19 protein-coding genes are annotated in these 23,158 nt (G+C 70.1%); 12 read left to right on the top strand and 7 right to left on the bottom strand.

The features are described from left to right. The first annotated feature begins 468 nt into the window (after nucleotides 1-468). From ACIQNU_RS18420 to ACIQNU_RS18410, 3 genes are read left to right on the top strand one after another with little or no spacing between them, the layout of a single operon-like run. Nucleotides 469-1,983, top strand: a complete 1,515-nt coding sequence (locus tag ACIQNU_RS18420) for a hypothetical protein (RefSeq protein WP_401367100.1) — start codon at nucleotides 469-471, stop codon at nucleotides 1,981-1,983. Then, nucleotides 1,904-2,836 (top strand): hypothetical protein, encoded by a 933-nt coding sequence (locus ACIQNU_RS18415; RefSeq protein ID WP_401367098.1) that lies wholly within the window; start codon nucleotides 1,904-1,906, stop codon nucleotides 2,834-2,836. Before ACIQNU_RS18420 ends, ACIQNU_RS18415 begins: the two co-directional genes overlap by 80 nt. A 59-nt stretch (nucleotides 2,837-2,895) precedes the next feature. Further along, entirely contained in the window at nucleotides 2,896-4,254 is a 1,359-nt protein-coding gene (locus ACIQNU_RS18410) for an amino acid ABC transporter substrate-binding protein (protein ID WP_401367096.1), read from the top strand. A 79-nt stretch (nucleotides 4,255-4,333) separates the two neighbouring features. On the opposite strand, the gene ACIQNU_RS18405 is transcribed toward ACIQNU_RS18410, so the two are convergent. Both ACIQNU_RS18405 and ACIQNU_RS18400 read right to left on the bottom strand, forming a co-directional pair. Then, nucleotides 4,334-5,485: an ARPP-2 domain-containing protein gene (locus tag ACIQNU_RS18405; protein WP_401367094.1), complete on the bottom strand. Its 1,152-nt coding sequence runs from the start codon at nucleotides 5,483-5,485 to the stop codon at nucleotides 4,334-4,336. Continuing rightward, complete coding sequence (locus tag ACIQNU_RS18400; RefSeq protein ID WP_401367092.1) at nucleotides 5,482-6,921, bottom strand: hypothetical protein; 1,440 nt, start codon at nucleotides 6,919-6,921, stop codon at nucleotides 5,482-5,484. Before ACIQNU_RS18400 ends, ACIQNU_RS18405 begins: the two co-directional genes overlap by 4 nt. Before the next feature lie 400 nt (nucleotides 6,922-7,321). Here ACIQNU_RS18400 and ACIQNU_RS18395 point away from each other — a divergent pair, with 400 nt between their 5' ends. Then, entirely contained in the window at nucleotides 7,322-8,101 is a 780-nt protein-coding gene (locus ACIQNU_RS18395) for a hypothetical protein (RefSeq protein WP_401367091.1), read from the top strand. Between the two features lie 172 nt (nucleotides 8,102-8,273). After that, entirely contained in the window at nucleotides 8,274-9,020 is a 747-nt protein-coding gene (locus ACIQNU_RS18390) for a phosphotransferase family protein (protein ID WP_401367089.1), read from the top strand. Between the two features lie 96 nt (nucleotides 9,021-9,116). On the opposite strand, the gene ACIQNU_RS18385 is transcribed toward ACIQNU_RS18390, so the two are convergent. Next, nucleotides 9,117-9,563: an SRPBCC family protein gene (locus ACIQNU_RS18385; protein ID WP_401367087.1), complete on the bottom strand. Its 447-nt coding sequence runs from the start codon at nucleotides 9,561-9,563 to the stop codon at nucleotides 9,117-9,119. A 55-nt stretch (nucleotides 9,564-9,618) separates the two neighbouring features. Between ACIQNU_RS18385 and ACIQNU_RS18380 the strand changes: the two genes are divergently transcribed. Beyond that, nucleotides 9,619-10,218, top strand: coding sequence for a TetR/AcrR family transcriptional regulator (locus tag ACIQNU_RS18380; protein WP_401367131.1), 600 nt, complete (start codon nucleotides 9,619-9,621; stop codon nucleotides 10,216-10,218). Between the two features lie 96 nt (nucleotides 10,219-10,314). On the opposite strand, the gene ACIQNU_RS18375 is transcribed toward ACIQNU_RS18380, so the two are convergent. Next, a complete protein-coding gene (locus ACIQNU_RS18375; protein WP_401367085.1) occupies nucleotides 10,315-11,550 on the bottom strand; it encodes an alpha/beta hydrolase family protein in 1,236 nt (411 codons plus the stop codon). Nucleotides 11,551-11,718: 168 nt separating this feature from the next. Here ACIQNU_RS18375 and ACIQNU_RS18370 point away from each other — a divergent pair, with 168 nt between their 5' ends. Beyond that, nucleotides 11,719-12,843 (top strand): sensor histidine kinase, encoded by a 1,125-nt coding sequence (locus tag ACIQNU_RS18370; RefSeq protein WP_401367083.1) that lies wholly within the window; start codon nucleotides 11,719-11,721, stop codon nucleotides 12,841-12,843. Next, nucleotides 12,840-13,532 carry a response regulator gene (locus ACIQNU_RS18365; protein ID WP_401367081.1) on the top strand — a complete coding sequence of 231 codons (693 nt, stop codon included), beginning with the start codon at nucleotides 12,840-12,842 and terminating at the stop codon, nucleotides 13,530-13,532. The genes ACIQNU_RS18370 and ACIQNU_RS18365 overlap by 4 nt, the downstream gene beginning before the upstream one ends. 51 nt (nucleotides 13,533-13,583) lie before the next feature. Here ACIQNU_RS18365 and ACIQNU_RS18360 read toward each other — a convergent pair whose 3' ends face one another. From ACIQNU_RS18360 to ACIQNU_RS18350, 3 genes are all read right to left on the bottom strand, one after another. Further along, entirely contained in the window at nucleotides 13,584-14,429 is an 846-nt protein-coding gene (locus ACIQNU_RS18360; RefSeq protein ID WP_401367079.1) for a copper homeostasis protein CutC, read from the bottom strand. Continuing rightward, on the bottom strand, nucleotides 14,426-15,949 hold the full coding sequence (locus tag ACIQNU_RS18355) for a M81 family metallopeptidase (RefSeq protein ID WP_401367078.1): 1,524 nt from the start codon (nucleotides 15,947-15,949) through the stop codon (nucleotides 14,426-14,428). The genes ACIQNU_RS18360 and ACIQNU_RS18355 overlap by 4 nt, the downstream gene beginning before the upstream one ends. 135 nt (nucleotides 15,950-16,084) lie before the next feature. Beyond that, on the bottom strand, nucleotides 16,085-17,335 hold the full coding sequence (locus ACIQNU_RS18350) for an ROK family protein (protein ID WP_401367076.1): 1,251 nt from the start codon (nucleotides 17,333-17,335) through the stop codon (nucleotides 16,085-16,087). Between the two features lie 315 nt (nucleotides 17,336-17,650). On the opposite strand from ACIQNU_RS18350, the gene ACIQNU_RS18345 reads away from it, so the two are divergent. From ACIQNU_RS18345 to ACIQNU_RS18330, 4 genes are all read left to right on the top strand, one after another. After that, nucleotides 17,651-19,459 (top strand): peptide ABC transporter substrate-binding protein, encoded by a 1,809-nt coding sequence (locus ACIQNU_RS18345; RefSeq protein WP_401367074.1) that lies wholly within the window; start codon nucleotides 17,651-17,653, stop codon nucleotides 19,457-19,459. A 64-nt stretch (nucleotides 19,460-19,523) separates the two neighbouring features. Continuing rightward, nucleotides 19,524-20,483 carry an ABC transporter permease gene (locus ACIQNU_RS18340; RefSeq protein ID WP_401367072.1) on the top strand — a complete coding sequence of 320 codons (960 nt, stop codon included), beginning with the start codon at nucleotides 19,524-19,526 and terminating at the stop codon, nucleotides 20,481-20,483. After that, the gene (locus tag ACIQNU_RS18335; RefSeq protein WP_401367070.1) at nucleotides 20,480-21,379 is read left to right on the top strand and encodes an ABC transporter permease; all 900 of its coding nucleotides are present in this window, start codon (nucleotides 20,480-20,482) and stop codon (nucleotides 21,377-21,379) included. Before ACIQNU_RS18340 ends, ACIQNU_RS18335 begins: the two co-directional genes overlap by 4 nt. Beyond that, on the top strand, nucleotides 21,376-23,154 hold the full coding sequence (locus tag ACIQNU_RS18330; protein WP_401367069.1) for a dipeptide ABC transporter ATP-binding protein: 1,779 nt from the start codon (nucleotides 21,376-21,378) through the stop codon (nucleotides 23,152-23,154). The genes ACIQNU_RS18335 and ACIQNU_RS18330 overlap by 4 nt, the downstream gene beginning before the upstream one ends. The last annotated feature ends 4 nt before the right edge of the window (nucleotides 23,155-23,158 follow it).

Genomic DNA, 23,158 nt, shown 5'->3' with positions numbered 1-23,158 from the left:
CCTCTCCAGCCGCAAAACACCCAACGGCCCCACCATGGCCGACCTCGGCGGCCCCTCCACCCTCGACGGCAACGGCCTCTACGCCCGCACCCTCCACACCATCCACCGCCTCTAAACCCACAACCGCCCACACCCGCAGAAACGCGGGAACGCGGGAACGCGGGAACGCGGGATCCGCAGCACTTCAGTGAAAGCGGTGAGCGCCGCGCCCCTACGGTGGCGGGCACGGCGCTTCCGGGCCACCCGGCGCCAGCTCCGTGTCCAGGCCGACATGCCCGCCGATGCCGGCAAGTCCCTGCGCCGTGGGGTCGGGTGCCTCCGACGACATGAGGCACCACGGCGCCCACGCCACCAACTACCCTTCATATGGCAGGTGTTGACCTGGCTGAAGAGTCCCGTGTTCCACTAACCTCCATCCACCACACCCAACACCCGCCTCCAAGCGGGAGGGCATCCAGGGGGAGATGCGTGCATGAGGACCTGGGCTTCGAGAAACTCCTCGACACAGACGGCTTCTTCGCACACCTGTTAGGACGGTCACCGTCCGGCGCCGACCGCAAACCGCTGTACGGCCCCGACCTCCCCGTGGTGCTGCTCACCGGCGGCCCCGGAATGGGCAAGGGGCGGCTGCTGAGAGTGGTGCACGACCGGTTCGCCCGGCAGGTACCGGTGATCCATCTGGACTGCGCCTCACCGGTCTACGCGGACCGGGCCGGGCCGGAGCCCGGTGCCCGCTCGGCGGTGACCGAGGCCCTGGCCGAGGCCGCCCTGCTGCTGCACACCTGGCGCGGAACGGGAGGCGCGTTCACCTTCCCGCGGTTCTTCGCGGGCCTCGCGGTGATCTCGACCGGCGTCGCGGGCGGCACCGGTGAGGCGATCAGGACAGAGGTCGAGCGGTACGAGGAACTGCTCCAGCAGCCCCGCCTGCGCGGTCTGGGGGCGCGCGACTTCTGGCGCGGCGCGCTCCTCGGGGCCGTACAGAAAATGCTGGAAGTACTGGCCGGACAGACGCTCGGCCCGTACGGGGCCACCGCGCTCACCGCGCTCCTCGACGCCCTCTTCGAGCGCCTGACGCCCCGGGGCGAGGCAGAACTGACCCGGATCTACGGCGAGTATCCCGGCGCGGCCGGCCAGCCCAAGCACGGGCTGCGCAGGCTCGCCGCCGACTTCCGGGCGGGCGGCGAGCGGCGGGAGGACGCGGAGCGCTTCCTGTTCCAGGCGCTGCGCGAGGACCTGGAGGCGGCCTACGGCGGGCTCGGGGGCTGGCTGGGCCGGGTCGGCCGCCCGGGACTGCTGCTGGACCACGCCGAGGAACCGCTGGGCGAGCGGCTGCTGCGTGCCGTACTCACCGACCGCCGGGACGGGCAGCGCGACCGGGTGGTGGTCGTGGGCACGGCCCGCCGGGCGGACGGCGGTGACTTCCTGCACGGGGGTCTGCCGCCGAGGGAGGCGGCGGCATTCCGGCCCGCCGACGGAGTGCCGGCCACCTGGTCCCGCCGCAGGGACCCGGAGGACGACCGGGGCCCGCTGTCCGCCGGGGTGCTCATGCTGCGGATGCCTTTCCTCGCCGGTGACCAGCTCCGCCGGGCGACCGAGCGAATACAACTGGGCGCGGAGCGGGAGGGCGGCGTGCACCGCCGCCGTATCACCGCCGCCGTGGCCCAGCTCAGCGGCGGACGGCCGCACACGGTCATCCGGCCGGCCACCGCTGCCGCCGACCACCGGATGGAGACGGACACCAACGACCGGGCCATCCTGGACGCCACACTGCACCACCCGGACGGCGCCCCCCGAGCGGCGTGTGACAGACGTACTGCTCCAGGAACTGGTCCTCGACCAGCTACCGGTACGGCTGCCGGACGAGCACCACGACCAGTGGCCCGACCACCTCACCCACCTGTCGGTGGCACACGACCTGGAGTGCGCCGAGGTCCTGCTGCGCCATCACCAGGCAGGCCGCGTCCCGCGCCTGACGGCACATGAGGTCACGCGGCTGCTCGACGACACCGGGCGGCCCAGCTGCGAACGCCACTTCACCGGGGACTTCGGCCTGCGCCAGTTACTGGTGCACCGCCTGTACGGGCTGGAACGCGACGGCGCCGCCTGGCACGCCGACCACCACCTGCTGCGCGACCACCACACCGTCAGTGACGCGAGCAGTGGTGCGTTCCACTCCGTGACGACCCACCGGATGAACCACCACCTCGTCTCCGGCGGCGTCGACGACGCGGTCCGCCACCTCACCGCCACCCTCCCCGGCCACCCCCGCCAATGGTGCGAGGAGTCGCTGGAGACCGCCCAGGCGCCCTACCCGGGCAGGCCGGACGAGCGCCGCAAGCACGCTCAGGGCCTGCTACGCGTCGACGGAACGGCGCCACGCCGCACCGCCGACCAACTGCTGCACGCCGTATGGCTGAGCGAGGAGCCCACCAGACCGACCAGGCGCGAAATGGCCCCCACACCGGAACAGTTGCTGAGACAACTGACGACCACGGACTTCGACAGCACCGCAGAACTCGGCCCGACAGCCACAAAGTGGAGCCACCCGGCAGCGAACAAGCAGCCGCTGCTCCGCTGCGACTGCACCCATCAGCCCAGCCGAAGGAGACAGCAGGGATACCCGGCTGGATACCCAGATGGAACAGACTACCCAGACAGGGAAAGATCCTCTACACGCCGGCCGGCGCGGCGGCACTCACAGCCACCGGTGAGTACGGCGTCCCCACCCACCTCAACCCGGACACCCGCCACGCCGACATCGAGAAAACCGACAGCGAATGCACCGCCGTCGACGCCACAGGCTACAACTTCGACACACCGGAAATCAGCACCGTAACCAAAGCCATCCCACAGGAGAACAAGAGGATCACCAACCAACCCCACATCAACGTGGCGATGATGCCACCCCTCCACCCGAACACGGCGGGACTGCGGCGGCAGATGCGCAGCGACCTCCAGGGCGCATATCTCGGGCAGCGGCAGGCCAACTCGGGCGAGGGCCAAGTACCCAAGATCCGCCTGGTACTGGCCAACCCCGGGCGGAACTACAGTCATCAGGACAAGATCGTGAGCACACTGCTCGGCATGGCCGGTTCCGACAGGGACAAACTCCGAGCGGTCACGGGCTTCAATCTCACCCTCGACACCACCGAGAAAGCCGTGGAACGTCTGACGGCGAACGGCGTCCCGGTGCTCGCCTCCCGGATCAGCGGGGACGGCATCGCGAACATCGACGGGGAGAAGCAGCGCTTCCCCGGCCTGGCCCGGATCATCCCCACCAACGGCGACGCGGCCCAGGCACTGGCCAACTTCAACGGCGCTCGGGGCCGGGAGAACGCCAGGACCGTGCTGGTCTACGACACCCGCCCGGACGCCTACGACGAGTCGCTGGCAACCGCGTTCCGGGGGATCGAGGAGACGGGTCCGGACGGCCCCGCCGACATGTCCTTCGAATCCCCGGGAATCGACGAAGCCGGCTCGACGGGCAGCCAGTTCGAGCAGATCGCCAACAACATCTGCGGCTCCGCGGCCGACACCGTCTACTTCGCGGGACGCACCCTGCACCTGCGGATCTTCGCGCTCACGCTCGCCCAGCAGACCTGCGCGGACCGCCACTTCACCCTCGTCAGCGGCTCCGACGCCGCCTCACTGCGGCAGGCCATGTCCGAAAAGGACTGGGCACGACTGCGCGGCAAGGACGGCAGGACGAAGGTGACGGTCCAGTACGCCGCCCCCGCACACCCGGCCGCCTGGGACACCGAACTCGCCGCCTGGACCAAGCAGTGGGAGACGACCCACCACCGCGAACCCACCGCGAACGAACTCCCCCAATACCTCACGGAGCCCAAAGCAGCCCTGGACACCCTCAACGACCTCATCAAGAGCACGAGCACGGCAGGCACGGACCTCGGCTCCACCCCGGACATGGAGGACTCCCGCACCATGCTCGTCCACGACGGCCTCGTCACCATCGGCACGGCCCTGCACGAGGTACAGGGCAACGACGCCGAGCAGGCACCCAGCCTCACAGACGTCCGCCAGGAGTGGTCGAAGCTCCAGTCGGTGCACCGAGTAAGGGGCACGAGTGGCCTGATCTGCCTCACCAACGGCGGGAATCCATACGACAAACCAGTCGCGGTGGTCGAACTCAACCCCGGCCAGGGCGTACGCGGAAACCTGAAGTTCGTCGGTCTGGGCTGGCCCACCGGCAAGCAACAGCCGAAGAACTGCGTCATCCCGAGCGGCACCTCCTGACACGGCCCACCAGCAGGACACGGAACCGCTGCCTAGCGGCCGACGCCGCTACGGCACAACGGACGACCGGGCGCTGCCCTCATCCGGTTCGGGTCCGTCGCTGCTTGCGGTAGGCATCCATGACGTCCTGGCGGAGCAGGTAGCCGAAGCCGGCGGACTCCAGTCGCAGCCCCAACTGGGCTTCGTCGATGCCGAGACCGGCTGCGGTGTCCGCCAGGTGCCAGTCGTTGGCGGCGAGTCTGCTGAGGAGGTGGCCGCGGCGGACCTGGTTCTCCGACAGGCGGAAGGTCTTGAGGTAGGCGATCCTGCCCTTGTCGTCGGTGATGGCCTCGCCGATGTGGTTCTCCTGCCGGGGACGGAACGCCGGCAGGAACCGGGAGAGCGTGAAACGCCCCATCCGGTAGACCGTCTGCCAGGCGTACGGGTGGTCCAGGAGACCGGCCGACATGGTCGTATCGTGGAAGCGCGCCCAGGTGTGCTCCTGTTCGGCAACTGCCATACGCAGATGGGCCAGGGAGCGGATCCCCGCGTCGGGGATCCGGGCCCGGAAGTCCCGCACCGGCGGCATCAGTGTGGCGTAGTGGTGGATCAGTTCGCCGTACAGGTCCTGCACGAGTGTCGGGTGGAGTGCACGGTAGTCGTCGGGGTGCGGGACCGCGAACGCGGCTGCGAGTGCGTCGGCGACGTAGACCATCACGCCGCATTGACGGGGGTGGATCTCGAAGATTCGCAGCGCGTCGGCGAGTCCGCGCACGTCGGCACCCACGTAGGCCTCTTCGACACGGGGGGAGAGTCCCTGGCGGATCGCCCGCTGCGACCACTCCTCCCAGGCAAGCGAAGGACCGCCGAAGTGGAGTGCCAAGTAGCCCTCCATCGCCAGGTGCATGGGCAGGAACCGGAGGCGGCCCTTGGCCTGACGACGGGCCATCCCGCGGTGGAAGCGCAGGCCCATGGTGGCGGCAGGAGGTGAGTCGTCGCCGGCGGAAAGCTGGGTGCCGTAGGCGGCTGCCGGTGTGCCGTCACCGCTCCACGCGGCGACGAACCCGTGCGGGATGTAGGACATGTACGCCTGGCGCGCGCCGACTTCGACCAGACCGGCCGCATCACCGTAGAGCCGCGAACTCAGACGCAGATCGTCGAAGGGTTCGTCACGCACGAGAGGCACCAAGCGGACGGCACCCCAGACCTGTGAGGGGCGGGTGGTCAGGCCGGTCATGTCCAGTGTGGTCATCGCGCCAGATCCGGGCCGGGGCCGCTCGTCATGCGGGCCGCACGGGTGTCCATGTAGGTGATCAGTTCCGCCAGACCGGTCCGGCCTTCCGCGAACTGGGCGAGTTCCACCAGTGCGGGAAGGTCCTCGGCGTCACGGATACCCGCCGTGGGCACCGTCGCGGACAGGCGGCGCACGTCGAAATCGGCCGCGTCGTAGACCGGGTTGACATGCACGATGCTGGTGCGGCGCTCCGGGTCGAGCCGGGTTCGCCAGATCCGCAGCACCTCGGCGGCCAGGCCGGGAGGTGCGTTGTCCCACCCGTCGGAGACGATCACCAGCCTGGACGGTGCGGTGTCCAGCGCGTCGAGGATCCGTCGGCCCAATGGCGTCGGCCCGTACGGATACGTCAGCAGGGCATCGATCCTCCCCGACGTCCACAGCCCGGTGTAGTCGCCGGCAAGGGCCGCGAGGAGATAGTGGCAGGCCAGGGCCACGGCCAGCGGTCGGCGGCGCTTGTGAGCCGACCCGGACGCGGAGAAGCTGTCGTCCAGGACGGCGGTGACCTTGCCCCAACTCCCCCGGTGGGAGCCGGCCACCCGTCCGGCGGCCGATTCCAGGGCGCTGGTCAGCTCGGCTCGTCGGCGTAGGCGGTCCTTGACCGGCAGCGAAAGCACATAGGTCGCCAACCGGGTCAGCGGCATCCTGGCCAGGTCCGCCTGTGCCCCTGTGGTCCCGAGCCTGTGCGCGGTCTCCTGGAGTCGCAAGGTTTCCAGGCGGGTCATCCGTGGGGCTATGCGCTTCAGGAACACATCCCGGGGGATGCCGTGTTTGGCGGCGAACCCTTCGGCAGCCGTATAGGGCAGCTCATACACGGCGGACTGCTCGTAGTGCGCGCGGCGCCACGTCTCCAGGAGAGGTGTCGCGTAGTGCTTGCGGGTCAGCGGCGCGAACAGGAACGCCCCCAGCTCTTCGGTGGCGGGGGCCAGGTGTGCGTGGCGTAGGGCTCGTTTGAGGCCGCTGCGGTACTTCACGGCATCGAACGCCAAATCCGGGCGGGCGGACAGCCAGTCCCGCATGATCGCCCGGGTGCGGCGGTTGTTCACCCGGGCCCGGCGCAGGGCATCGAACAGGCCGTACACGCGTGGTGGCGGCAGCGTCGCCAGACGGCACGCGATCAGCCGGCCCTCGCTGCGACGCCGGCCGGCGGTGGCCTCACCGGTGGTCTCCAGCAGCCGTCGAATGATGAGGGCCGCGTTGTAGTCGTTGATGTCGAGCGCGAGGACCCCGGCATACAGGTCACGGTAGTTCCCCAGCATGTATGCGTGGAGAAAGTCCAAGGACAGCCGCTGCTCGCCCGCGTCGCTGTGAAATTCACGCTGCCCCGTGGAGGTGATCGCCGCATTGACGAAGAGCAGCACGTCGTCCGCTGCGATGAGGTCCCCGTACGAATCCATCCGGCTCTTTCCCCATGAGTGTGGATACCGGCTGGGGAATGGGGGCACGAGCTGCGAATCATTGCTTCATAGGCAGGTTCCGGAAGTCGCACCGGAGTCCCGCAGCCGGCCACAGGACCGTAACAGAGCAGACCGCGAGCCCTCTACCGACTTCCGTCGCTCGTCAGGCAGCGGGCCCCGAGGCCACCAGGCCCCGCCCCGACCACTCGCAGCCGTCGGGGTCCCTCCCGGGAAGCGGGCCCGAGCGAGGGCGTGGTGATCAAATCGTTGCCGCACCGCGTACAACCGCGTGCAGCCCTCCCCTGTCCCACAGTCAGCCGCGAGGATCCGCGAGGACCAAACTCCGGCCAGAGTGCCTGCGCGTCCGGTCCAGGCCGCAGAGGAAAGGGAGAACGCGAAGATGAGGAAGACAATGTGGAAAGCGGCGGTGGCCGGTGGAGCGGCGGTCGTGTTCACAGGGGTGGCGGCGGTGCCGGCCGGGGCGGCTGAGGGCGGGGTCGCCTTCACCCGGGTCTCGGTGAACGGCGGAAAGCCGATCGTGATCGGGGTCAAGGAGGAGGTCGAAGTGCGCGCGTCCTTCCGCATGACGACCAAACTCAGATACGACTACGGGCCCATGGTGTTCCCCTACCGGGGACATCCCGACAGCGGGGACACCCTGCACAGCACCGTCATCACCAGCGACTGCAAGGTCGTGGACAAGGCCAAAGGAATCTGCGACTTCCAGGAATGGCTGTACATCGACCCGCGGCACATCGACTTCGGGAACAAGGACGCCGGCACGTGGCGAACCGCCGCTCGGGTCTTTCTCGCCGGCGACGCCCACGACACTGACGACGAGAACCTCCCGTTGCAGGTCAAGCGGGCCACACGCGTCACTGTCAACGCCTCGCCGGAGCCGGTCGCGAAAGGGAAGACGATCACCGTGACCGGGCGGGTCACTCGCGCGAACTGGGACACCCACACGTACCAGGGTTACGCGGGCCGAACGGTCAGCCTGCAGTTCAAAGCGGCAGGCGCCTCGTCGTACACGACGGTCAAGAAAGCGACGACGAACAGTACGGGGGCACTCAAAACCACGGTGAAGGCCGCCGGGTCGGGGACATGGCGGTGGTCGTACTACGGGAACTCCACCTCCGGGGCGAAGTCGTCGGCCGGAGACTACGTCGCCGTGCGGTAGACGACGTACGCGGACCGCTTCCCCATTCAGAAGCGTCACTGTCCGGTGAGAACAGCGGTCGGTGTCGAGCGCGACGCCGCCGGGTGCCGGGTGCCGGGGCGCGGTCGGCCGCGTGATCGCACGCTGTTAAATCCGGTGACGTCGGCGATCATCCCCGGGATACTGGTCGCCCATGGATGAGGTCGAAGTTGTCGTCGCCCATTCCGAACGCGCGACACTGCGCGTCGGTGACGTGTTCTTGAAAGTGGACACCGATCAGGCGCGCATCGACGTCGAGGTCGAAGTGATGACCCTCGCACCGGTCCCGACCCCGGAAGTCCTGTGGCGCAAGCCGCCCGTCCTCGCGCTCGCCGCGGTCCCGGGGACGACACTCGGGAGCCTCGGCGGACCGTCGACCGGATCGCCCGCGGCGTGGGCCGCGGCGGGCGCCACCATCCGGAAACTGCACGACGCGCCCCTGCCGCCCCTGCGGGGCCGGTCCGGCCGGAGCATCGCCGCGCTGACAGCAGAACTCGACGACGAGTGCGAGTTGCTCGTGACGAACGGCCTCCTGCCCGCCGACCTGGTCACCCGCAACCGCCAAATCGCCGAGACGGCACTCCGGCCATGGACTCCGGCGTTCACACACGGCGACCTGCAGATCGCGCACGTCTTCGTCGAGGGCGACGAGGTCACGGGCATCATCGACTGGTCCGAGGCGGGCCAGGGTGATGCCCTGTCCGACCTCGCCACCTTCACGCTCGGACACGAGGAGCACCTCGACGACGTCCTCGCCGGCTATGGCACCGATGTCGACCTCGACGTGATCCACGCGTGGTGGTCGTTGCGCAGCCTGCTGGCGATTCGGTGGCTGAACGAGCACGGCTTCGACCCGTTCGCGCCGGGCTGTGAGGTCGACGTGCTGAGATCCCGGATGTGAGGCTGCGCGGGCCCGACTGCCACGTGTGCGCGGATCGGCGGGATGGTCTGCCTGGTTCAGCGGGATCAGTTGAGTCCCGCAGCCGTCGCCGGCAGGTCAGTTCCGAGCCAGTTCGGTGGCAAGGCGCCGCATGACCGTCCGGTTGGCGCGTCGTATCGTGGCGCGGACGACGGGTGTCAGCAGGCGGTCGGCGAGCGGGGTGTGGGACCAGGCGTACGTGAACGAGACGTGACTCCCGCCAGTTGGCAGGGGCTCGATGGTGTAGGTGCCGTGGGCCAGGCGTCGGCCGGCCGCGCTGACGTTCCGTTCGACGATGCGCTGCGGTGGGTCTGCCTCGACGACCTCGATGGTGACGTCGGTCGTCGTGCCGCCCAGCGCGGCTGTGACGGTGGCACACGATCCGATGCCGCGGCCGGGGCCGCCGTAGCGCCAGTTGGTCAGGTAGTGGTTGGTGAATCGCTCATGGTGAGCCATGACATCAAGGAAGTCGTAGACCCGCTCGGGCGTCTGCGGTACGTCGATCGACACGGTGACAGGCTTCATGTACCACACGGTACACACAGCATGTACCAGTTGGTACGCTCGTGAGGTGGTGAACATGGTCGGCTCGGAGACTGACGGCGAGGCAGGGCCCGGCAGGGACGGGGGTCGGCGCGCTCAATTGGTGAACGCGGCCGTCGACCACGTCGTGGCACACGGCATCGCAGACCTGAGCCTGCGTGGCCTGGGCGCCGCGATCGGCGTCAGTCACCGCATGCTGATCCACTATTTCGGCTCCAAGGAACACCTGCTCGCCGAGATCGTCCGGACGTCGGAGCAGCGCCAGCGCGATGTGCTGTCCCGGCTGCGGCTGGAGCCCGGTCTCTCCCCCGTCGATGCCGCGCGTCTCCTCTGGCAGCAGCTGACGGACCCTCGGCTGGCCGGTCACGAGCGGCTCTTCTTCGAAATCTACGGGCAGGCGCTGCGGGGCCGTCCCGAGGCCACCCCGGTCCTCGAAGGGCTCGTGTACGACTGGCTGGAGCCGCTCGTGGCCGCCGAGGTCGCCACGGGGACGGACCCCACCGTGGCCCGCAACCGCGCCAGACTGGGGCTCGCCACCGTCCGCGGTCTGCTCCTCGATCTGCTCGCCACCGGTGACCGCGAGGGCGTCGACGCGGCGATGGAGGACTTCCTCCGGCTGTATTACGACGCGAAGTGAGGGAGTCGCCGATCGGGCCGAACGGCTGCGCCGGACGGCGGACCGCCCTTCGCACATGGTCGACAGCCGCCCGCCTCCGGTGCGCTCGTCAGTCCTTCACCTGGTGTGGGTGACCTCCGGGAAGTCGGGGGAAGGCCCGTCGAGCAGTCGCCCCCGGTCGCGCAGGTGCAGGTCGAAGAAGGCCCGTGGGTAGGCGCGTTGGAACGCCTGCGCGCGGTGCCGGGGAATGGTCCCGACGTCTCCCTCCAGGTCGTGCGGGGACATGCCCAGGAGAGGGGCGAGCAGCGGGAGGATCAGTACGTCGTCGCCGAACGACTGGTGCGCGGCTCCCCGCACGGTGAGGCAGAGCCGCCAGCCGCGCAGACGCGACCAGAACGCGCGCAGGGCGGGATTGTTCTCCATGCCGCCCTTCCCCGGGGCGTCCACGACCAGGAACGGGCGGTCGAGCCCGGTGTCCACCACGGGGCCCGCCGCGCCTCCGTCCAGGCTCGCTCCCGCCGTGATCCGCCCGTCGGTGAGCATCGTGGCAGCGGTGGTGGCTCCGCCCAGGGAGTGGCCGAGCATTCCGACGCGCCGCAGGTCGAGCGCTCCGGGCAGGCCCCTGGGCAGTGGGGTGCGGCAGACGCCGGGGCGCCCGCCCGACCGGAGCACGGCGAGCCGGTCGAGGACGAACCGGATGTCGGCGGTGCGGACCGAGAGGGCCTTGGCGTAGTCGCTGATTCCGCCCGCCGGATTCATTTCGACCCGGCCACCGGGGAATTCGACCACTGCCGCGTCGTAGGTGTGGTCGACGGTGACCACCAGATAGCCGTGGCCGGCGAGGTCTTCCACGATGCCGGTGCCGAACGAGCGTGACGCGTTCGCGCCGGGAGAGTAGAGCACGACGGGCAGGGGGCCCGGCGGCCCGCCGACGGGAGCGCCCTCGTGCGCATGGGTGCGTCCCAGCCGCACCCGGCCGGGAGGCACACCGAGGAAGCTCAGATACCGGTCGGCAGCCGCCGGCGGCATCCAGGGAACGGCGGGACGGTCCGGCCCGCCGCGAGCGGGGTACCAGATGCTGATCATCAACTCGCGGCAGGGGCGGGAGGGCATCCAGGGGTCCGACCGTGTGGTGTCGGCCAGGTGGAACGAGACCGTGCCCAGCGGGTACGGGCCGCTCGGGGAGGGCAGTTGGAACCGCACGGGTTCCTCCCCCTGTGGTGTCGCGACGGCCGTCCGTGGTGTCGCGACACCCGTCCGTGGTCTCGCGACGGCCGCCGAAGCGAGCGGGCCCGGGATGGCGGCGGCGGTGATCAGCCCGGCGTACGAGGTCAGAAGTGTTCTGCGGTTCATGCGCTCCACTGTTCCGGCCGGTGGGCCGGGCGGCTTCGTCCGCGGGCAGGAATCGGGGGTCAGCCCAGGAGGGTACGACGGGTATCAACCGCGCGGATGACTCAGCCCCTGAGATGACGTCCTCCGGGCTGACCTGTCCCGGCCCCCCGCATCGATAGCGTCGCCGTCATGGACGACGGTGAGTCACGGCCGCTGCTGGCCGGGCGTCTGCGGAGGGGCCACTGGCACGGCGTGGACACGGTCGCGGCCGTGCTGCTCGCCCTGGCGTTCGGCGTGAGCGAGATGCGGGGCGGCTGGGACGCGGTGGCCGTGGCGGCGGCGGTCTGGCTGCCGGTCGCGGTGCGGCGCCGGTGGCCCGTCCCGGTGCTGTACACCGTCCTGGCCGGAGCGGTCTGCGCCCTGGCGCTGACCGGCTGGGAGGAGTCGTGGCTCCCCGTCGGGGTCGCCCTGTACACGGTGGCGGCGAAGGAACCGCGGCGCCGTTCCGCGACGGCGCTGGGCTGTTCGCTGGGCGCCGTCGCGGCGGCCCTGATCCTCGTCCCACGGCCCGTCCCGGCGCCCGAGGTCGCGTCGGGCATCGCCTTCGCGTCGCTGCTGATGACCCTGCCGTGGCTGGTCGGCACCGCGCTGAGAGAGCAGCGGTCGTACGCGGAACTCGCGGCCCGGCAGGCCGTGGCGGACGAGCGCCTGCGGATCGCCCGGGAACTCCACGACGTCGTGGCCCACCATCTGACCGTCATCACGGTACGGGCCGAGATCGCCCGCGCGGTGACCTCCACCAACCCGCAGGAAGCCGAGCGGACGCTCGCACTCGTCGGGACCGCGGGGCGGACAGCGCTCACCGAGATGCGACGCATGCTCGAAGTCCTGCGCACCCCCTGGGACGGCACCGAATTGGGAACCGCGCCCGGTCTGGCGGACCTGTTCGCGCTCGCGGGCGGCGCGGGCCCGCGCGTGGAACTGTCCGTCGACCCGGATCCGCCGCTCCCCCCGGGTGTGGAACTGACGGTCTACCGGATCGTTCAGGAGGCCCTCACCAATGTGGTCAAGCACGCGGGATCGGCGGACTGCCGGGTGACCCTGTCCCGGACGGGCCCCGAAGCCGTCGAGATCGAGATCGTCAACGACGCGCCGCCCCGGCTCCCCGGACGGCGGCCCGGCGGCGGACACGGGCTCATCGGGATGCGGGAACGGGCGGCCATGTGCGGTGGGGTCCTGTCCGCCGGTCCTCTTGCGACGGGCGGCTTCCGGGTGCACGCCCGGCTGTCCTGCGAACCGGAGACAGTCCGGTGAACCAGCCGATCCGGGTCCTTCTCGCCGATGACCAGGCGCTGTTGCGGACGGGCTTCCGGCTGCTCATCGAGAGCGTGCCGGACCTCACGGTGGCGGGCGAGGCCGTCAGCGGCGACGAGGCCGTGGATCTCGCGCTGCGACTGCGGCCCGACGTCGTGCTGATGGACATCCGGATGCCGAGCACGGACGGCCTGGAGGCCACCCGGCGCATCTGCGCGGACCCGGCCGCCGCCGGCACCCGTGTGCTGGTGCTGACCACGTTCGATCTGGACGAGTACGTGTACGCGGCGCTCCGTGGCGGGGCCAGTGGATTCCTCCTGAAGGACATCCTCCCCGCCGATCTGCTGACTGCTCTGCGGGTGGTAGCCTCCGGCGACGCGCTGCTCGCGCCCACGGTCACCCGACGTCTGATCCGTGAGTTCGCCGGACGCCACGAGCCACGCCCGCGACTCGCCCAGGAGTTGTCGGGCGTGACACCAAGAGAGCGGGAAGTGCTCCGCCTGGTGGCCCGGGGCCTGCCCAACCGCATGATCGCCGAACATCTCGGGCTGAGCGTCGCGACCGTCAAGACGCATGTGGGACGGCTGTTGGCCAAGCTCCACGCCCATGACCGGGCCCAGTTGGTCGTCTTCGCCTATGAGACGGGCTTGGTCTCCGCCACAGGCCGCAACCACCCATCGGCCAATTGACGCCCCGTCACCAGGGACGACACATGACCGCACCGCTTCGTGCGAGGCCGGTCAGCCGGTTGAGATGGTTGAGCCGGTTGAAAGGGTTGAGAGGGTTGAGCCGGTTGCTCGTAGTTCCAGCATTCTCCTGGCTTCGGCGACCACCGCCGGGTCGGTGACGAAGTGCGTGTCCTGCTCGGCGGAGGCGCTGGACGCACCGAGGGGGATCCATGCACCCCCGCGCCGGGGTGCGGCGCGGCGCTTCGCGGAGAGGTGGACGGCGGCGACACCGGCGGCGGTCAGGGCCGGGATGTCCGCGGTGCGCACCCCGCCGCCCGCCATCACCTGCACGCCGGGCGCGGCCTCGACCATGGCGGCGAGTGCGGCGATTCCCTCTCCGGCTGTCGGAGCGCCGCCGGAGGTGAGCACCCGGGTGAGCCCCAGGGCGGGCAACAGCGCGGCGGTGGCGACCGGGTCCGCGGACAAGTCGATCGCGCGGTGCAGGGTCACGTCGACGGGGCGCCCCGCGTCATGGGCCGCCGCCGCGAGGCGGGTGACCGCGTCGGTGTCGAGGCCGCCGTCGGCGGTGAGCGCGCCGACCACGACGCCGGAGGCGCCGGAGGCGATCACGGACCGCACCTCGGCGACCATCAGGGCGATCTCGTCGGCGTCGTGGACGAAGTCGCCCGGCCGACAGCGGACCAGGACCTGCACCGGGAGGCCCACGGCGGCGACCGCCTCGACGAGGGCGGCGGACGGGGTCAGACCGCCCAGTTCCAGGCCGGTGCAGAGTTCGACGCGATCGGCTCCGTGGTCGAGGGCGACACGGGCGCCGGCCGGCGACGTGACGGCGATCTCCAGTGCGGGCCGGCGGCCCGGTTCGGCCGGGCCGGGGGGCCGGGTGGTGTGGTCGGTCATTCGTCGTCCCCGGTGAGCGGCTGGTGGGAGGCCGGGATGATACGGGCTGTCAGGTCCGGGGCGGCCATGTCGCGGTCGAAGGGGAACATCGGCCGGCGGACGCGGCGGTGGCCGAGGCGCACCAGGTCCTGGTCGACACCGCCGGGGGTGAGGGCCATCTTCCAGCCGACAGACATGTCGAACAGTTCGGGCTCCAGGTAGCCGATCTTGACGATCACGAGGTCGGCGGAGCGCGGGGCGAGGTCGAGGTCGGTGAAGTCGTGCTCGTGGTGGTACGGCTTGCGCAGCCTGGTGAGGATCGCGTACACGCTGCCGACCCGGATGACGACCTCGGTCTCGGCGTCCCGGTCGCCGTGCCGGATCGCGTGGACCACGCCGGTGAGGGTGACGGGGCCGGCGTGCCGGTCGTCGACCTCGGCGCCGGCGGTGACGGTGACGGTGGCGCCGACTCCGGCGGCGACGGCGGTCTCGATCGCGGCGGGGCCGGGTACCGAGGCGTAGATGACGGTCGGTCCGTCCTCCTTCTGGAATTCGGGGCGCTCCAGCAGCCGGGTCAGACCCCAGGTGACGTCACCGGCGCCGCCCGCGGTGGGGTTGTCGCCGGTGTCGCTGATGAAGTATGGCCGCCGGTCGGAGGCGAGGGCCTCGTCGAGGAGTTCGTCGTAGGTACCGGTCGGGGCGACGAACTCGAAGTCGTGGCGGGCGTTCCAGAAGCCCCGGGCGAGTCGTTCGGCACCGGCCGAGACCGCCGCCGTGTCGTCGCCGGTGACGACGACGACCGCGCGGTTGCGGGGTTCGTCGGCCCAGGCGTAACCCACCCAGATGGCGGCGTCCGTCACGCCGTCGGCGGCCTCAACTTCGTCGACCGCCGCGTACACGCTCTTCGCGGGTTCGATCCGGGTGGAGGTCTGCTCGCCGGCGAGCAGCACCGGGACCGGCACCCACGCCTTGACCGGGCGGGGGGCGCCGGACGCCAACAGGTCGACCAGGTTGCGGACGGCGCGCTCCTTGGTCTCCATGTGGTCCTCGTGCGGGGCCATCCGGTAGCAGGTGATCAGGTCGCTGCGGTGGGCGAGTTCGCGGGAGACGTTGCCGTGCAGGTCCATCGAGGTGGAGACGATCACGTCGGGGCCGACGGTGGCGCGGATCCGCTCCAGCAGCACGGCCTCGGCGTCGTCGATCCCCTCCACGGTCATGGCCCCGTGGATGTCGTACCAGAGGCCGTCCAACTCGGGCAGCGCGGCGAGGCGTTCGATGAGTTCGTCGGTGAGCGCGGTCCAGGCGGCGGCGGTGACGGTGCCGCCGGGCAGCGACTTGCCGACCAGAGCGCCGTGCCATTCGGCGGCCTCGCGCAGTTCCTCGCCGGGGGCGAGGAAGGGGTACCGGTCGAAGATCTCGGCGCCCCGCGAGGGGTGGAAGGCGGGGGCTTCGGTGCGGGCCGGGGAGAAGGTGGAGGACTCGATGCCGAGCCCGGCCACGGCGATGACGGGGCTGGCGGCGGGGGTACGGGTGTGCGACATGGCTCCTCGGACGGTGTGTGGTACGTGAGGCTCGTTCCGCGGCACGCCACGGGGGGCGTGCCGCGGACTTCGTTGGCTGATGCGCCGTGCGCGCACGGAGTAATTTCTGCGGCTGGCAGGCTTTTTGCAGTGGCGTCAGAGCCTTCCGCGGCCTGTGGCGGTGTGCTGCCGGTCGGCGCCGGGGGTGGCGTGGCCGATGTCGCCGAGGGCACGGGTCAGGGCTCGTTGCAGGGCGAAGAGTCCGGCGCCGACCAGTCCGGCGTCGGCGCCGAGGCTGGCCCGCTCGATGATGAGGTGTTCGGTCACCAGCGGGTGGCAGCTCTCGTAGAGCTTGCTGCGCACCGCGGCGACGAACGGTTCGAGGGTGGAGAGGATGCCGCCGAGGTAGACGGCGTCCGGGTTGAAGAAGTTGACGTTCGCGGCGAGCACCTGGCCCAGGTGGTCGCCGGCCCTGCGGACGGCGCGGGTGGCTTCGGGGTCGGCGTCGGTGGCGAGCCGTACCACGTCCTCGGGGCTGGCGACGTCGAGACCGCGTTCGCGCAGGATGCGGACGAGCGCGGCGCCGGACGCCACCGTCTCCAGGCAGCCGGTGTTGCCGCAGGAGCAGGGGATGTCGGCGCCGCCGTCGATGCGGATGTGGGTGATGTCGCCGGCGGCTCCGGTGGCGCCCCGGTGGAGGCGGCCGTCGGCGATGACGCCGGCACCGATCGCCGAGCCGATCTTCACCATGATCGACTGCCGGTGCTCGGCGGGCCTGACGCTCTGTTCACCGACCACCATGCAGTTGGCGTCGTTGTCGACGGCGACCGGAACCCCGAAGCGCTCCTCCAGCCAAGCGGCCACCGGGAAGCGGTTCCACCCCTGCATCCGGGACGGCAGGACGACGGCGCCGGCGGCGACGTCCACCGGTCCGGGCAGGGAGAGCCCGACGCCGCGGAGGCGGTCGCGTCCATGCTGCTCGGCGAGGGTCTCCAGGTGTTCGACGAGCCTCGGCAGGGCGGCTTCGGGACCGTCGGCGACCTCGAACGGGACGTTGGACACGTCACGGACGCCGCCGCCCGGGAGGACCACACCGATCCGGGCGTGGCGACCGCCGACGTCGGCGGCGACGGCGTACTCGTCGTTGCTGCCCGCCCTGAGGACCCTGCGGGGGCGACCGCCGGTGGAGGACTGGGTGCCCTCCTCGGCGATGAGTCCGCGCTCGACCAACTGAGCCACGGTGAGGGAGATGGTCGAGGCGGCCGTGCCAAGGAGTTCCGCGAGTTCGGCGCGCGACGACGCCTGGCCCGAGGCGACGAGTTCGAGGACCCGCATGGCGAGGGTGGTCGAGCCCTTCGGGGACACGCCCTTGGCGGTCTTGCGGTCCCGTGCACTTATTTCAGTCATGTACGAAGTAACTTCCGCAACGGTGGGTGTGACGGAGACAGTACGCCCGTCCGGACGGGCGGGGAACAGCTTCATGGAGAAATTGGAGAGTGTCGACGCAGACAAAATCACCCCAAACTGACACATAGACACCTTCCTAGGCGCCTGGAGTGGAGGGTTGTGACTTTTTCGAGATCACAGAACCTTACTTTTTACTAATTCTTGTTTGTTTGTTCGCCACGTCCGTCGTTGACTGTCGCCGTACGCAGCACCGACCTCGCGGCGCCGACCCGGTCTCCCGGGACGTATGCGGGTCCTTTCACTCTGAGGAGAGTCATGTTCCTTGCTCACACGGCGGCCGGCCGCCGCTGGGCCCTCGTCGCGGGTGCCGCTGTCACCACCGGCGCGCTGCTCACCGGCTGTTCCGGCGGGGGTACCTCGTCCGGCTCGGCGTCGTCGGACACCATCAACTACGCCCTCCCGGCGAACTTCACGCCGAACTGGATCCTCCCGGTCGGCACCGCCTCGCACCTGAACACCAACAACTCCTCCATATCCCAGGCCGTCTGGGAGCCGCTGATCGCGTACGACGGTTCCACCGGCAAGGTCGGATGGAACAAGAACAACTCGCTGGCCACCGACGCGAAGTTCGCCGCTGACAGCAAGAGCGTGACGATCACCCTCGGCGATCGTCACTGGAGCGACGGCAAGCAGATCACCTCACGGGACGTGGAGTTCTGGTTCAACCTGGTCAAGGCCAACAAGGCGGACTGGGCAAGCTATAGCCCGGGTAAGGCGCCGGACAACTGGACCTCCTTCAAGACGACCGACGCCACGCACTTCACGATCACGTTCGACAAGGCGTACAACCAGGAGTGGATGCTCGCCAACGAGCTGAGCATGATCCGCACGATGCCGCAGCACGTCTGGGACAAGACCAGCGACTCCGGCGCCGTCTCCGACCTGGACCGCACCGCAGCCGGTGCCAAGAAGGTCTGGACGTACCTGAACAACGCCGCCAAGAAGATCTCCGGCTACGCGACCGATCCGTTGTGGAAGACGGTCAGCGGCCCGTACACCATCAAGTCGTTCTCCACCGCGGGCAAGGTCGAGCTGACCGCCAACGCGAAGTACGACGGCGGCGGCAAGGCCAACATCAAGAACGTCAATCTGCTGCCGTTCACCACGGCCGACGCCGAGAAGAACGCCCTCCGCGCCGGCACCGTCGACTACGGCTACATCAACGCCACCGACCTGAGCCAGGAGTCGTCCTTCAAGGCCAAGGGCTACTCGGTGAAGCCGTGGACCGGCTGGGCGATCACCTACATGCCGTACAACTTCAACAACCCCGCCATGGGCCCGGTGTTCAAGCAGTTGTACGCCCGCCAGGCGATCCAGATGTCGGTGGACCAGACCACCCTCTCCAAGGTCGTCTTCAACGGCACGGCCATCCCCACCTACGGCCCCGTCCCGCAGGGCCAGGAATCGTCCTTCGTCTCCCCGGAGCAGAAGAACAATCCGTACCCGTTCGACACGGCCAAGGCGAAGAAGCTGCTCACCGACCACGGTTGGACCGAGCAGGGCGGCACCATGGTGTGCGCCGACCCCGGCACCGGCGACAACCAGTGCGGCGCGGGCGTCGACAAGGGCACCAAGTTCGAGATGCAGGTGCTGTCCCAGTCCGGCTCGACCGTGACCGACAACATGATGAGCGCGCTGCAGTCGTCGTTCGCGAAGACCGGCATCAAGTTCGGCATCAAGACCGCCCCGGTCAACTCCGTCCTGTCGCAGTCCGGTCAGTGCACCCCCGACGAGTCCTGCAAGTGGCAGCTTTCCTTCTTCGGCACCGCCGGCAGTTGGTACTTCCCCGCCTACCCGAGCGGTGACTCGCTCTTCGCCACCGGCGGCGGCTCCAACTTCGGCAACTACTCCAATGCCGAGGTCGACAAGCTGATCACCGAGACCACCACGTCCTCCTCGAACGAGGCGGTGCAGAAGTACAGCGCCGCGCTCGCCAAGGACCTCCCCGTGATCTGGCTGCCGGAGCCCGACTACCAGATCTCCGTGGTCAAGGACGGCCTCGGCGGCTTCGCCCAGGACTCCCTCGCCAACTTCCACCCCGCCATGTGGAAGTGGACCAAGTAGGCCCGGTCGGTGCCCGCGCGGGCCTGCGGAGTCGTCCGTCCACACCGAAGCGACCGGAAAACACATGACCACTTCCTCGTATCTGATCAGGCGCGTGCTGCAGGCCGTCGCGGTGATCGTCATCGTGACGATCGTCGTCTTCGGTCTGCTGCACGCCCTGCCCGGAGGCCCCGCGCGCGGGATCCTCGGGCCGCAGGCCACCGCACAGCAGATCGCCCACTTCAACCAGGAACAGGGCCTCGACAAGCCTCTGCCCGTGCAGTACTTCTACTACCTCGGCCAACTGCTGCACGGGGACCTCGGGACCTCGTACACCCTCAATGAGCCGGTCTCCCAGCTCATCACCGAGCGGCTGCCGAAGACCTTGGTCCTCACCGTGCTGTCGGCTCTCGTCGGCCTCGCCCTCGCCATCCCGATGGGCATGTGGCAGGCCGTGCGCCGCAACAAGCCGGTGGACTACGTCATCACCACGCTGAGCTTCATCGCCTACTCCACGCCCGTGTACTTCCTCGGGCTGATCCTGGTACTGGTCTTCAGCCAGGGGCTGGCATGGTTCCCGTCGCAGGCTCCGCAGGGCGAGACACTGGGCCAGGTGCTGTCCGAACCGCAGGCCCTGGTACTGCCGGTGGCCGCGGGCGCGGCCTCCATGGTCGCGGTGTTCAGCCGCTACATGCGGGCGGCCACCCTGGAGAACCTCTCCGAGGACTATGTCCGCACCGCCAGGGCGGGCGGCTCCCGTGCCCGCGCGATCCTGTGGCGGCATGTGTTCCGCAACTCGCTCACGCCTGTGGTCGCCATGCTCGGCTACTACGTGCCGGTGCTCTTCGGCGGTGCCCTGGTCGTCGAGCAGCTCTTCAACTACCCCGGCATGGGGCTGCTGTTCTGGACCGCGGCGCAGTCCTCCGACTACCCGGTCCTGCTGGGCTGTGTCCTGGTGATCGCCGTCGCGACTGTCGTCGGCACCCTGCTCGCGGACATCGTCCAGCGGATCATCGACCCCCGAGTGAAGGCAGGTCGGGCATGAGCGCCGCCATCCAGCCGGACACGGCGCCGGCGAAGGCCGTCCCGCCGCGTGAGGCCTCCGGCACACGGCTCGCCGTCCGCCGCTTCCTGCGCAACAAGCTGGCCGTCGTCGGACTCGCCGTCGTGGTCTTCTTCTTCCTGTTCTGCTTCGCCGGTCCGCTGGTGTACTCCACCGACCAGACCCACACCATGCTCCAGCAGGTCAACCTCGCCCCCAGCGGCGCGCACTGGCTCGGCACCGACGCCGTCGGCCACGACGAGCTGGGCCGGTTGATGTACGGCGGCAAGGTCTCCCTGATCGTCGGCCTCGCCGCGGGCGTCCTCGCCACCGTCATCGGCACTCTGTGGGGCGCCGCCGCCGGTTACGCGGGCGGCTGGATCGACGCCGTGATGATGCGGATCGTCGACGCCGGCATCGCCATCCCCGCGCTGTTCATCCTGCTGGTGGTCTCCGCCATCACCACGCCGGGTCTGTCGGGTCTCGTCGTCATCCTGGGCCTGGTGTCCTGGCTGGTGCCGTCCCGGCTGGTCCGCGCCGAGACGCTGACCCTGAAGAACCGGGACTACGTGCTGACTCTGCGCGCCACCGGCGGCACGCACGCCCGCGCGATCCTGCGTCACGTCCTGCCGAACTCCGTCTCCACCATCATCGTCGCGGCGACCTTCCAGATCGCCGACGCCATCCTGCTGGTCGCCTATGTGTCCTATCTGGGCATGGGAGTCCGGCCACCGCAGACCGACTGGGGCGGCATGCTCTCCGCCGGTCTCACCGCCGCCTACTCCGGCTACTGGTGGCTCATCCTGCCGCCCGGCCTCGCCATCATCCTCGTGGTGTGGGCGTTCAACGCGATCGGGGACGGACTCCGCGACGCTTTCGATGTGAGGGGACGCGGATGACCGCCACCACCAAGGGCTCCGCCGCCCGCACCGCGGCATCCGGCCCGATCCTCGAACTCCACGACCTCGGCGTCGTCTTCACCACCGAGACCGGCGACGTACCCGCCGTCAAGGGCGTGTCGCTGCAGGTCCGGCCGGGCGAGACACTGGCCCTGGTCGGCGAGTCCGGCTCCGGCAAGTCGACGATCGCGCTGGCCGCCATGGGCCTGCTCGCCGGGAACGCCCGCGTCACCGGCAGCGCCGTCATCGCCGGCACCCAGATCGTCGGCGCCCCGGAGAACGGCCTCGCGGCGCTGCGCGGCAGGACCGTCTCCATGGTGTTCCAGGAGCCGGCCACCGCGCTCGACCCGCTCACCCGGATCGGGAAGCAGATCAGCGAGGTGATCCGCAACCACCGCGAGGTGTCCGCCAAGGACGCCACCGCCGAGGCCGTCGAACTGCTGCGCAGGGTCGGCATCCCCGAACCGGAGAAGCGCGCCCACGCCTACCCGTTCCAGCTCTCCGGCGGACAGCGCCAGCGGGTCGTCATCGCCATGGCCATCGCCAACAAGCCCGGCCTGCTCATCGCCGACGAGCCGACCACCGCCCTCGACGTGACCGTGCAGGCCGAGATACTCGACCTGCTGCGCCGGCTCGCCGTCGAGACCGGCACCGGCGTGCTGCTCGTCACCCACAACATGGGCGTCGTCGCCGACTTCGCGGACCGGGTCGCCGTCATGTACCACGGCGAGATCGTGGAGACCGGATCGGTCGAGGACGTCCTGCTGCGCCCGTCCCACGACTACACCCGGCGTCTGCTGGCCGCCGTGCCCCGGCTGTCCGTCGCCGAGGCCGCGGAAGGCACAGGGCGGCTTGCCGCGTCCGTGCCGGCCCGGACGGACCGTTCCGTGGCCGAGCCGTCGGCCTCGCCTGCCGGGCCCGGCCGCCCCGAGGGCGAGGCAGTGGTCGAACTACGTGACATCGACGTGGTGTTCGGCCGGGGCAAGGCCGCCGTACGCGCCCTCGACGGCGTGTCGTTCCAGGTCGGCCCGGCGGAGACGCTCGGACTGGTCGGCGAGTCCGGCTCCGGCAAGTCCACCGCCGCCCGGGTCGCGCTCGGCCTGATCCCGCCCACCTCCGGCGCCGTCTCCCTGTTCGGTACCGACTTCGGCCGCACCCGCGCCAGGGCCCGCCGCGCCCTGCGGGCCGGCATCGGTGTCGTCCTCCAGGACCCGGTGGCCTCCCTCGACGCCCGGATGACCGTCGGCGAATGCGTCGCCGAACCCCTCCGCGTGCACCGTCGCGACCTGTCCGCCAAAGACCGGCAGGCAAAGGTCGCCGCCGTCCTCGACCGGGTCCGGCTGCCCCGCGAACTCGCCCGGCGCGCGCCCCGCGAACTCTCCGGCGGACAGCGCCAGCGGGTCAGCCTGGCCCGAGCCTTGATCCTGGAGCCCCGGCTGCTGGTCGCCGACGAGCCCACCAGCGCGCTCGACGTGAGTGTGCAGGAAGCAGTCCTGGAGGTCATCACCGAACTCCAGGGCGAACTCGGCTTCGCCTGCCTGTTCGTCTCCCATGACCTCGCCGTCGTGCAGCACTTCGCGCAGCGCGTCGTCGTGATGCGCGCCGGCCGCATCGAGGAGCAGGGCCCCACCGGGACGACCCTGCTGCGTCCGGAGACCGACTACACACGCCGCTTGCTGGCCGCGGTGCCGGTGCCCGACCCGGTGGTGCAGCGGGGCCGCAGGGCCGAACGCCTGGCCACCCTCGCGGCCGGCCGTACGGAGGCCCAGGCGTGACCCG

Origin of the sequence: Streptomyces sp. NPDC091292 (assembly GCF_044757265.1) — a bacterium.
GTDB lineage: Bacteria > Actinomycetota > Actinomycetes > Streptomycetales > Streptomycetaceae > Streptomyces.
Note: the sequence above shows the minus strand (reverse complement) of the source record. Positions and strands in the feature narration are given on the sequence as shown.

Bases quoted from the DNA above. Each gene is read 5' to 3' on its own strand.
- ACIQNU_RS18330 (WP_401367069.1), top strand. From the start codon at position 21,376: ATGACCGCCACCACCAAGGGCTCCGCCGCCCGCACCGCGGCATCCGGC.
- ACIQNU_RS18375 (WP_401367085.1), bottom strand. From the start codon at position 11,550: ATGAACCGCAGAACACTTCTGACCTCGTACGCCGGGCTGATCACCGCC.
- ACIQNU_RS18390 (WP_401367089.1), top strand. From the start codon at position 8,274: ATGGATGAGGTCGAAGTTGTCGTCGCCCATTCCGAACGCGCGACACTG.
- ACIQNU_RS18405 (WP_401367094.1), bottom strand. From the start codon at position 5,485: ATGACCACACTGGACATGACCGGCCTGACCACCCGCCCCTCACAGGTC.
- ACIQNU_RS18410 (WP_401367096.1), top strand. From the start codon at position 2,896: ATGATGCCACCCCTCCACCCGAACACGGCGGGACTGCGGCGGCAGATG.
- ACIQNU_RS18345 (WP_401367074.1), top strand. From the start codon at position 17,651: ATGTTCCTTGCTCACACGGCGGCCGGCCGCCGCTGGGCCCTCGTCGCG.
- ACIQNU_RS18350 (WP_401367076.1), bottom strand. From the start codon at position 17,335: ATGACTGAAATAAGTGCACGGGACCGCAAGACCGCCAAGGGCGTGTCC.
- ACIQNU_RS18360 (WP_401367079.1), bottom strand. From the start codon at position 14,429: ATGACCGACCACACCACCCGGCCCCCCGGCCCGGCCGAACCGGGCCGC.
- ACIQNU_RS18380 (WP_401367131.1), top strand. From the start codon at position 9,619: ATGGTCGGCTCGGAGACTGACGGCGAGGCAGGGCCCGGCAGGGACGGG.
- ACIQNU_RS18340 (WP_401367072.1), top strand. From the start codon at position 19,524: ATGACCACTTCCTCGTATCTGATCAGGCGCGTGCTGCAGGCCGTCGCG.
- ACIQNU_RS18355 (WP_401367078.1), bottom strand. From the start codon at position 15,949: ATGTCGCACACCCGTACCCCCGCCGCCAGCCCCGTCATCGCCGTGGCC.
- ACIQNU_RS18385 (WP_401367087.1), bottom strand. From the start codon at position 9,563: ATGAAGCCTGTCACCGTGTCGATCGACGTACCGCAGACGCCCGAGCGG.
- ACIQNU_RS18370 (WP_401367083.1), top strand. From the start codon at position 11,719: ATGGACGACGGTGAGTCACGGCCGCTGCTGGCCGGGCGTCTGCGGAGG.
- ACIQNU_RS18395 (WP_401367091.1), top strand. From the start codon at position 7,322: ATGAGGAAGACAATGTGGAAAGCGGCGGTGGCCGGTGGAGCGGCGGTC.
- ACIQNU_RS18400 (WP_401367092.1), bottom strand. From the start codon at position 6,921: ATGGATTCGTACGGGGACCTCATCGCAGCGGACGACGTGCTGCTCTTC.
- ACIQNU_RS18335 (WP_401367070.1), top strand. From the start codon at position 20,480: ATGAGCGCCGCCATCCAGCCGGACACGGCGCCGGCGAAGGCCGTCCCG.